The following is a 10,957-nucleotide window of genomic DNA, read 5'->3' on the forward strand; positions in this document are numbered from 1 at the left end:
AGGCCCAACCTACAACTCTATTTAAAAATCCTTAAGTTGACGCCATTACGTGAACATTACCGTTTGCGTTACCGTTACCGAAATTGCTTGAGTTCTGGAGACTCATTTTTAAAATACTGCCTCTAATGTTTTTTAAACATCATTCATCTTGTGAGCCATGATTCATTCGGTAACGGTAACGCAAACGGTAACGTTCACGAAAAGTATTATGACTCTTCAGCTCGAGTCCAGTTAAATTTCATGGACTCCAATTTAAGTTTCTCGCTAAATAAGGTAATCAATGCCCCAACAAGAATAAATACAATACCTGCAGCACTTAAAAAGCGTAAAGACTACCCCAAAAGCAAAATACCTAAAATAACCACAAATACTGGCTCTAATACAGATAAAATCGATGCTTTTTCAGAACTAATGTATTGCAAGCTATACAGCATCAATAAAACAGGAATCACTGTGGCCACAATCGCAATGCCTAATAAATGCAACCAAACGGTGCTGGAGGAAGGAATAACAAAACTATGATTAAAAAACGATACAACGAAACAGGTTACCATACACCCTAAACACACCATCAACGTGGATAGATTCGGCGACAAACTATTTCTCTTGCTCACAACAATATAACAAGCATAAAAAAATGCAGAAACAATACCTAATAAAATACCCCATAAATCAAAAAATAGTTCATTCATATCCACTAAAAAAGACATTCCCACCAAAATAATGAGAATTGCCAAATAATAAATTTGAGGTATTTTTTGCTTGTACACAAGGAAATTAATCAACATAATGATCACTGGATAAGTAAAAAAGAGCACCATTGCTAGCCCAGAATTAATGTATTTACAGGCTAAAAAATAAAGTAAAGTCGAGAATCCATAATAAAAAGCACCGCTAAAAAAAGCGCTCCACATTTGCTTATATGTATCGCTTGGCTTTTTAAGCTTTGGAAAAAGTACCAATACAATCACAGTACTGGAAATAAAAAAGCGCCAAAACAGCATGGTACTCACCGAGAGATTGCCATGTAGCGCACTAATACCGAAATAACCAATAAAACCATATAAAAAGCCCGATAAAACAGCATAAAGAGAACCGCGATGTTTTTTATTGATCATGATATAATCGCTCAAAAAGAGTAAAACTGATTATTTTTATTGTGAGAAAATCAGTTTATCATCATTTTTTGCGACCGCAACATATTGAAATAAAAAAACACATAGTGTATTATTTGCACACTAATTTTACATAAGGAATAATTGATGCCGCGTTTTCTGCTCTTAATCTCCTGCTTGTTCCTCATGAATACCACTAGTTATGCTCAATCAACTCCTTGTGCCGACCATCACTGCCTTGCAGTAGTAGATGCAGGAAGCACAGGATCACGATTACATATTTTTACCTACGATCTTGATGAAACCAACACCCCAATCAATATTAATGAACTATGGGCTAAAAAAATCAAACCCGGCTTTGCAACTATTGATAGTGACCCAAGCACTATTGATGCCTATATAACTGGCCTCTTCGCTGGTGCTCCTGCTCAACAAATGCCAGTATATTTTTACGCCACTGCCGGCATGCGTCTTGTATCCTTAGTAAAACAAAAATCCCACTATGACAATCTAAGAAATTGGTTTAACCAACACCCAGATTGGCAAATAGTAGAAGCGAAGACAATTACCGGTGATGATGAGGCCATTTACGATTGGCTTGCAGTAAACTATAAACTTGGTACTTTAAAATCAACAACCAAACACGCAGTAGGTGTGATTGATAATGGAGGTGCGTCCACACAAGTTGCATTTCCAGTACAAACGAATCTTAATGACGAAATCAGTAAAGGAAAGCAAGTTACCTTAGATCTCTATGGCCAACGGATTAATGTATTTGTTCAAAGTTTTCTTGGGCTTGGCCAAAATGAAATGACGCATCAACTGCTTGATTCTACACCTTGCTTTTCCAACAATTACCCTCTTCCTGATGGAGAAATTGGCACAGGAAACGCTCATGAATGTGCTGAAAATGTTGCTTCTTTGATTAATAATGTACACAAGGCAAACCGTATCGTTCAGCCATCTTTAATCTCTAATCCAGTACATGCTTGGTATGCCATTGATGGACTTTCGAATCTGGCCAACAGTAAACCCTTTAAATTCACTAATAATCAATTAACACCTCAAGAATTATTACACCAAGGTAATGAGTTAGTATGTCAACAACAATGGGAAACATTGAATAGCCAACTTCCTAATAATGAATATGCCGACGCCTATTGCTTGCTCCCCGCTTATTACTATGCATTATTAGTTGACGGTTATGGTTTTTCACCGAACCAAATCGTGAATATAATACCTCCAGACCAAAGCATGGATTGGACTCTGGGAGTAGTATTGCACCATTAGAAAAAAATAAACATGAGATCCGTTCCGGACGCACTGCCTCTCTATATTAAGTCTGCCAAAGAAAAATCTTCTGCTCGTAAAACACAGGCGTGATTATAAAAATGACTTAGCGCATCGCGTAGCTTCTTTGCTCGTACAGACAAGCCGAATGTACAGTAATGAATCACTTGTTCGTAAATAGCCTGTTTAAAGGCATTAGTATCACCCTCGTCACCATCTAAATTATCACTACTAACACGAAATCGATAACCTGCAGCCTTTGAAAGAATCCATTCCAAAGCCTGAGGCTTGACCTCTACACGCTGAAAAAGAGCTTGTTGCTCTGCAGTGCGGCCATCTGGGGCGTACCAATAACCAAAATCAATCAGCTTTCTACGTTCTTCCCCAGCAATCAACCAATGTGCACATTCATGCAAGGCACTGCTGAAAAAACCGTGGGCAAAATAAATCGCATGATAATTTTGTTGTTCGTCTGCCGGTAAATAAAGCGGCTCGTTATCACCTTTTACTAATCTGGTGTTATACTCAGCACCGAAACAGGCGTGAAAAATAGTTATCAAATCCTCGTAGTGATGCACAAATACCTTTTCAATGTCTAAATCCAGCAAGTTGGCTAATTTATACTAATATATTTAGAGAGTCATCATTTTATATGATTTTAAGTTTAATGATTTCTACTAGAAAAATGAGAAAAGTATGGTTTTTTACCAAGTAGGAAAATTTATCAATCGATTTCGTTGGCCTATTATTATTCTATGGCTTCTTGCAATTCTCGGATGCATTCCTTTTATGCCGAATCTCATGGATCCGTTTAAAACAACCGGATTTATTGATGAGCATTCAAGCAGTGCCAAAGCAACAAACTACCTCAATAAAAAATTTGGTTATGATAGTAATAATAAATTCCTCATCATGTATCACAGTTCCAAGCTGGACATATCCGATTCTGAATTTTCAGCCAAAATAAAAAAATCATTGGCTGGATTGGATGATTTCCCCATGAAACACGAGATACTTTTACCTTATAAAAACCACCAAGTATCCAAAGACAAGCATACAGCCTATGCTGTGATCATCCTAAAATCACTAAAGCCTATTAGTGATGAACAACTAGCCAACTTTAAAAAAACAATAAAAAAACCAACAAATATGACCATGCAAATTGGTGGTGAACCACAATTTGTTGAACATGTGACTAATCAGACACAAATTGATCTTTATAAAGCTGATTTTATTGCAACACCGGTGGCAATTATTACACTGATTTTCGTCTTTGGCTCGGTAACTGCCGCCCTGCTTCCTATTATATTAGGTAGTGGTTGTGCAGTAATCATTCTTACTTCACTTTACTTCTTGGGGCATTACTTTACTCTTTCGGTCTTTACCATCAATATTGCCTTATTACTCGGACTTTGTTTATGCCTGGATTACTCCCTATTTTTTATTAATCGTTTTCGTGATGAGTTGCATAATGGATTAACAGCTGGTCAAGCGATTGCTGTTACCCAAAATAGTGCCGGAAAAGCAATTTTCTTTAGCGGGCTTGCAGTTTTTGTGAGTCTTAGCGCTCTGTTCTTATTTCCAATTAATATTTTATTTTCTGTAGCTGTGGGTGGGTTAGCCGCTGTATTTTTTGCCGTATTTATCTCAACCATCCTGCTTCCCGCCATTCTTGCCGTTTTAAAAAATAAAATCGACTTCTTGTCCATTCACCTGATTAAACGAAATCCAGAAAATAATTTCAGTTGCTGGCATTGGCTTGCCGAACGTGTAGTCCGTAGACCCTATACCTTCTTTCTTACCATCCTGGTAATTTTATTAGTATTGGGTTATCCATTCTTATCGGTAAAACTCGGTATCTCAGATTATAAGATCTTTCCTGAACACTCACCTAGTCGTAGTTTTTATGATACTTATGCAGAAAAATTTAATGCCCAGGAGCTTAATCCGATTCAGTTAATCGTTCATTCCAAGAATACCTCCATTTTGAGTAAGAAAAATTTAAATAAAATTTATGACCTGGTAGAAAAGCTGAAGAAAAATCCTCGTATTAAAAAAATTGAGGGTATTATCAGCAGCAGTTCTGATCTTAGCAAAAGTCAGTATTATTCCTTGTACCACACGAAACAAGGGCTTGCAGACACTTACGTGAAACAATTGTTAGCCACAACCACTCTTAAGAATCTAACCGTACTCAATATTGTCAGCAAATACCCAATAAATTCCCCAGAAACCAAAACCTTGATCGAAGAACTACGAAATTTAAAACCTATTCATGGTTTAGATTTACAATTAACCGGAACCGCAGTATGTAACATCGATGTATTACATAGTATTTATCGCATATTACCCTATGCCGTTTTATGGATTATGGTTTTTTCTTACCTTATACTTCTTATTTTATTAAGATCGATTTTCTTACCATTTAAAGCAATTTTAATGAACTTACTTAGCCTTTGTGCTTCATATGGCGCTTTAGTATTTGTATTCCAAGAAGGATATTTGTCTAAAACGTTTAATTTTGAACCGCAAGGGATGCTCGATATCAGTTTATTAGTTATTATTTTCTGTGCTTTATTTGGTTTTTCAATGGATTATGAAGTCTTTTTATTATCTCGAATCAAAGAAGCTTATCTACTCACTCAAGATAATAATAAAAGCATTGTTTTTGGAATCGAAAAAAGCAGTCGTATCATTACCAGTGCTGCCTTAATAGTTGTTGTGATTTGCGGTTCATTTTTAGTTGCTGATGTGTTGATGGTCAAAGCTTTTGGTTTAGGAATTGCCGTAGCGATTTTTATGGATGCTTTTTTGATACGAAGCTTTTTAGTACCAGCTACTATGGCACTGTTTAAATCATGGAATTGGTATCTACCCAAATGGCTAGATCGCCTATTACCCTAATAATAACTAAGAATAATGGACATTAATAAAACAATACCTCATTTATTTGAGGAACATGCACAACAGTTCCCTAAACATATAGCAGCCACTGATGGTGTTGCAGTGCTGACCTATGGTGAGTTAAATCAAAAAGCAAACCAGCTCGCCTGGTATTTATTGGAGCATGGTTTTGAATCTGATACTCCGATTGCAGTATGCTTGCCACGTTCATTTGATTTTCTAATTGCAATTCTTGCCATTTTAAAAGCAGGCGGCGCCTATTTACCTATTGATGCGGCACAGCCTATAGAGCGTTTATTTTTTCTCTTAAATGATAGCCAAGCACCAATTTTAATCACTCAATTAGTATGCAAAGATAAATTTAATGCCTATCGTGGGAAACTTGTTTTGCTTGATGACTACCAAGAACAAATACAGAAACAGAACACGAGCAATGCAGAATGCACACTTAATCCAGCTAATTTAGCTTATGTGATTTACACTTCAGGATCTACCGGTGCTCCCAAAGGAGTTCTCATTGAGCATCATTCTGTAATTAATTATTGTCAGTGGTTTGCAGAATATACTGGATGTCAAAAACAAGAGCGTGTTGATTTTTCTTCTAACCCTATTTTTGACATGGCAATCTCTGTCTCGCTTGTTCCTTTAATGCTAGGATTGACGGTAGTAATTTGTGATGAAGACGTCAAAAAAAATGCTGCTTTATATTTACAGCATCTTGCCAACTCAGAAATTAACCTGATTAAACTGACACCTAGTTATTTTAAAGTTCTTTTACAAGAAGCCAAGAGTCATTTCATTGCTCTGCCCAGCCTCAAATCAATTGTGTTAGGTGGAGAAAATTTAACCGCATTCGAGTGCCAAGCCTGGCTAGAACTCTATTCTGAACAGGCATTATTTAACGAATACGGCCCCACCGAGGCTACAGTTGCTATTAGCGTTTATAAACTAAACTTTGAAAATCGTTCCGAATTTGAAGTTAATGTACCTATTGGTAGAGCCGGTTTAAATATGAATTTTCTAGTAGTTGATGAAGAACATAAGATTGTAAACGATGGAGAGGCTGGCGAGTTACTTATAGGCGGAACTTGCCTGGCACGTGGTTATTTAAATCAGCAGGTGCTAACCCAAAAACAATTTCTTTTAGATCCTTTTAATACTGGAACTGATGTCCGTTTTTATAAAAGCGGAGATTTATGCCGTATTCGCGCTGATGGTATGCTTGAATACATGGGACGACTTGATGATCAAATCAAAATACGTGGTTTTCGTATTGAACCAGGTGAAATAGAAAAATGTTTAATGACTCATCCATTGATCAAAACAGCAGCAATCGTCCCCCAAAAGAATGCCTTACAAGAGCATCATTTAATTGCTTATTATGTACTGGAAGAGAGCGATGCTCTGATAACAGAGAGAGTAATGCGTGAGCTCTTACATAAGCACCTTCCTGAATATATGATTCCAACAGCATTTGTTAAAATAGAAAGCTTACCCCTTACCGCCAATGGTAAATTAGATAAAGCAGCATTGCCCCAACCACGTTTAAAATCCACTCAGCCTTATTTAGAACCTACTACAGATATAGAAAAACAGATCACACACCTTTGGTCAGAAGAACTTGGAGTACATCTAATTGGTTTAAACGATAATTTTTTTGAACTTGGAGGCCATTCTTTATCCGCAGCACGCCTGGTTTCAAAAATAAATCATCAATTAGAGAAAAACATTAGCTTACATGATTTTTATCAAGCAACCTGTATTGCCAAATTAATCACTATTCTTCAAAAACAAACTGTACCAGCTCCAGATAAAATAAAATTGAACGAAGTCAAATACAACCAAATGGTGAATGTACCTTTAAATGACTTCCAATTTTTACTATGGATTGCTGATACCTTTGAAAAATCCAAAATCAAAAATTTAAATATCGTTGCTCGCAAACGTTTTCAAGGCAGTATTAATAAAGAAGCTTTAGACTTTGCCTTTGCAGCCGTTTTAAAAAAACATGAAGTACTTCTCTATCAAATATTAAAACTGCAACCCATGCAGCAAGTACGAAAAAATTCGGACTGGCAATTGATTGAGCAACATTTTGAATCGCTTTCTGAACAAGAATGCGAAAAAGAGCTAAATCACTCCTTAATTGAATTAAGCAATTTTCAAGGATGGTCTAAACATAGCCCCCTAATTTTGGCTAAGATTTGTTATTTAGAAAATGATATGTTTGAATTGCAAATAGGCATGCCACATATCATTATCGACGATGCATCCATAGAGATTTTATTTAGCGATTTATCAAAGTTCTATTGTCTTTATAATAAAAAATACGAATTAAATACTATTGAAACAGACACGCATTTTAAAAAATATGTATTTACTGAGCGTCATATCTTGGAAAACTCGTTGGATAAAAACATCGCTTTTTGGGATGATTACTTTAAAGATACTTCATTTTTTTCATTCCCCAAGCAATACATCATAAAAGACATGAAAGCATCTAATTTTGCTTATTCAACCTATGCTGAATTATCTAAACGTACGATTCATATCTTAAAACAATTTTGTGAACAAAATCACATCAGTATCAATAATGGCTTATGCGCTGTTCTCTCATTAGCTCTGCGTAATTGCTGTGGTAACCATCAACATGAAATACCCTTTATGCTCATGAATATTATTAAATCAACACGTGATAATCCTATTTATGATCATTCTGTAGGCTGCTTCTTGCGTGTAGAACCAATTAAAATTTCTCTGAATCATAATGCAACATTGGAAGCCTTATCAAAGCAGATCCAGCAATCAACCATCGATACGAGTAATTACCAAAAGACATCAAACATAATCAAATTCAATGCAGTCAGTACCTTGAACTCCAACAATAAACGTATTTTAAGTGCTTGTATCAAACTACTGACCCCATTATGGAGCAAACTACTGAGAATACCTGCAGTTTATCGCAAGATTTTGCAACACAGTATTGCTCGTCTTATGTTTTTTAAACGCGATACGCATTTTATTATGAACCTGAATGTCCGTAATAATTTCATTACTGACCCGATAAAAAGTGCAAATCTTTTTGGTTTAAAACAAAAACCGATCAAACAAGATTTTAGTGATTTACTCGCTATAGATTATGTATTTGAAGCCTGCTTTCTTTTTAATAACAGTCAGAAGCAACATTATTTAGTGATTTCAGCTAATTTACAGCCAGAATTTCGTGAAAAAATTGCTAAAGAGGTAATTCGCATTATTGATGCCACATTGACTGATAATAAAAAGATAACCAACTCTCAATACGACTCTTCATTATCTTTTGAATCATAAACAAATTATCTATTTTGCAGCTGGATTTATTTTCTGATACATTATGGCAGTATTTCTGTCTGACTAAAGGTATTAAATATGATGCGAAGAATTTTTGCTGCTCTGATGTATTTTTATTGTCTATCTGCATTCTCTGCTGCATGTACTAAGGCTGTTCCAACAAATGACCCTGGTTTTTGCCCTTCATTTAAAACAGCAGCAATTTGTTATTGCATCGCTTCAGGCCTTCCAGCCGTTATGTGCCAGGACATGAACATGCTTTATGCACGCATGATCAGTGTATTTGGTTCATTAAGAAAAGCCTGCGAATATCAAAAATATACCACTCCAGATGACTGTGTGGATAACTGGAACTGTTACCGTCAAGGTGGTGTCGACTCACGAGGAAGAGTGTGCAGCTCAACAAAACATGCCTGCCAATAAAAATATCCAATTGGTTGAGCTTCGGCTCAACCTTTATTCAATTTAAAATAATAAAGAGTATTCAATTGTGAGTTATAAAATAACAAAAACCATTCTATCTCCCATTTTGCTTCTTTCGACTACTCTATGCCAGGCAGGAATTAAAAATACTGCAAACCATCATTTTTATGTAGGTGCTATTGCCGGATATGGTTCTACTACCTGGCAAGGTCTAGTTGCTTCGAAAGAAAATCAAAATGACGCCTTATCTCTTTCAACCCCAGTCGATGTTGAAGAAGGTGGAGCTACTTGGGGTGTGATGGCGGGCTATGAATTTACCCCTTGTTTTGCAGTTGAAGCAAATTATGTTCGTTATCCTAATTCAACTGTTTATTTTAATGAATTTAGTTTATTCAGCTTCACTCATGACCATCAGCTTAGTTTAACAACCAAAACAGAAGCAATTAGTCTGATGGGTAAAATTATGCTGTTAATACCTAACAGCAACTTCAGAGTATTTTCCAGTGCCGGTGGTGCTGCGCTTTATCGAGAAGATATGATCATTGATGATTGGCGTCTAACACCTACCTTTGGAGCAGGAATCAATTATAATTTTACCGAGCGAATCGTGGGTGAAATTGCCGGCAATTATACAGCTGGATATGGTGAATCACAATTAAGTCCTGTGGATGCCTACTATCCGTTTCTTTATTCAGTAACTGCTCGCGTTGCTTATCGCTTTTAATTACAGAAATTCGCTCAGCATTTTCATACCAGATCAAAACTTTGTCATCTCGAGCGTTAGCGAGAGATCTCCGAATACCGGAGATTCTTCGTCGCAAGCACCTCAGAATGACGACTAAACTTCTTAAGTTGACGCCATTGCGTTTTCGCCTGCGCGACAGAATTTTGATCTGATATTAAAATATCTAGACTTAGTATAATAATACCTTTTCGCTAGCGTAATGAAACTTGTTCGCGATGAAGAAAATGCGCTTTAATCTCTTGCTCAGCAAAAGCGATGGCATTCTCTTTGAGTGACTCACTCAAATGTAAACTTTCGGCACGAATAACACTAGTTTGATTAATACCTATGAACGCAAAGACTGTCTTTAAGTAGCTTTCTTGGTGATCCTTCATCTGCATGGTTTCATTACTCGAATAATGATTTCCCCGTGTCGAAATAATAGTCACTTTTTTATCTCCAGCAAGACCAATAACCCCTTGCTCTGTGTATTTAAAAGTACGTCCCGCCGCTAAAATGCGATCAATCCATGCTTTTAATTGGGTAGGGATAGTGAAATTATACATAGGAGCACTAATCACAACTTCCTGAGCTTCTAGAAATTCAGTAATTAATAACTCTGAATACTCTAATTCACTTTTTAAAGAAGCTGAAAGCAAATCATATGGCTGTTGTTTAGCATTAAGCACCTCACTGGATAAGTGATTTACAGGTTGCTGATTTAAATCACGATAGATGATTTCAAAATTAGGATAATTCTGTTGCCAACAATTAAGATATTGCGCCATTAATTGCCTTGAAACTGAATGTTTTTCAAGAATGCTACTGTCTATAGCTAATAACTTCATCATCATCTCCAAATAATCTGTCTTATTAAGCATATATTTGAAACAGTAAACTATAATACAGTCATTTTAAGAAATATTGTTCTATAATTGTTAATAATTAAATTTTTTTAATGTTTATCTTATACACTGCTTAAGCATTCGCTTCGAAAACTTAGCTTAATAGATATACCTTTATGAGATTCTTAAATTCATTTAGTAAGTGAAGAACAGCAATTTACTAAAATATATGTTGACAAAACAACCAATTATTATACAATATTTACTTATTTTAACCCCAGTTCGGAGTTTTTTAGTCTAATTTTCAGAGAGTAAAGCAGAGTCCT

The 10,957-nt window shown here is 35.9% G+C and carries 7 protein-coding genes and 1 pseudogene; 5 read left to right on the plus strand and 3 right to left on the minus strand.

From position 1 onward, the window contains the following. Positions 1–206: 206 nt before the first annotated feature. Positions 207–1,118: pseudogene (locus tag QM652_RS12635) on the minus strand (DMT family transporter). Between the two features lie 144 nt (positions 1,119–1,262). Here QM652_RS12635 and QM652_RS12640 point away from each other — a divergent pair. Next, a complete protein-coding gene (locus QM652_RS12640) occupies positions 1,263–2,405 on the plus strand; it encodes a multidrug DMT transporter permease (protein ID WP_415076363.1) in 1,143 nt (380 codons plus the stop codon). A gap of 41 nt (positions 2,406–2,446) precedes the next feature. Here the strand turns inward: QM652_RS12640 and QM652_RS12645 are convergent, their stop codons facing one another. Then, positions 2,447–2,983, minus strand: coding sequence for an elongation factor P hydroxylase (locus QM652_RS12645; RefSeq protein ID WP_415076375.1), 537 nt, complete (start codon positions 2,981–2,983; stop codon positions 2,447–2,449). A gap of 118 nt (positions 2,984–3,101) precedes the next feature. On the opposite strand from QM652_RS12645, the gene QM652_RS12650 reads away from it, so the two are divergent. The 4 genes from QM652_RS12650 to QM652_RS12665 all read left to right on the plus strand — a co-directional run bounded on the left by QM652_RS12650 (position 3,102) and on the right by QM652_RS12665 (position 9,786). Beyond that, a complete protein-coding gene (locus QM652_RS12650; RefSeq protein WP_415076365.1) occupies positions 3,102–5,309 on the plus strand; it encodes an MMPL family transporter in 2,208 nt (735 codons plus the stop codon). 15 nt (positions 5,310–5,324) lie between these two features. Then, positions 5,325–8,639 (plus strand): amino acid adenylation domain-containing protein, encoded by a 3,315-nt coding sequence (locus tag QM652_RS12655; RefSeq protein WP_415076367.1) that lies wholly within the window; start codon positions 5,325–5,327, stop codon positions 8,637–8,639. A 78-nt stretch (positions 8,640–8,717) separates the two neighbouring features. Continuing rightward, entirely contained in the window at positions 8,718–9,062 is a 345-nt protein-coding gene (locus tag QM652_RS12660; protein WP_415076369.1) for a hypothetical protein, read from the plus strand. A gap of 67 nt (positions 9,063–9,129) precedes the next feature. Next, entirely contained in the window at positions 9,130–9,786 is a 657-nt protein-coding gene (locus QM652_RS12665; RefSeq protein WP_415076371.1) for an outer membrane protein, read from the plus strand. 212 nt (positions 9,787–9,998) lie between these two features. Here QM652_RS12665 and QM652_RS12670 read toward each other — a convergent pair whose 3' ends face one another. After that, entirely contained in the window at positions 9,999–10,667 is a 669-nt protein-coding gene (locus QM652_RS12670) for an FMN-dependent NADH-azoreductase (protein WP_415076373.1), read from the minus strand. Positions 10,668–10,957 lie beyond the last annotated feature (290 nt).

Origin of the sequence: Legionella sp. (genome assembly GCF_047605385.1) — a bacterium.
Lineage (GTDB): Bacteria > Pseudomonadota > Gammaproteobacteria > Legionellales > Legionellaceae > Legionella.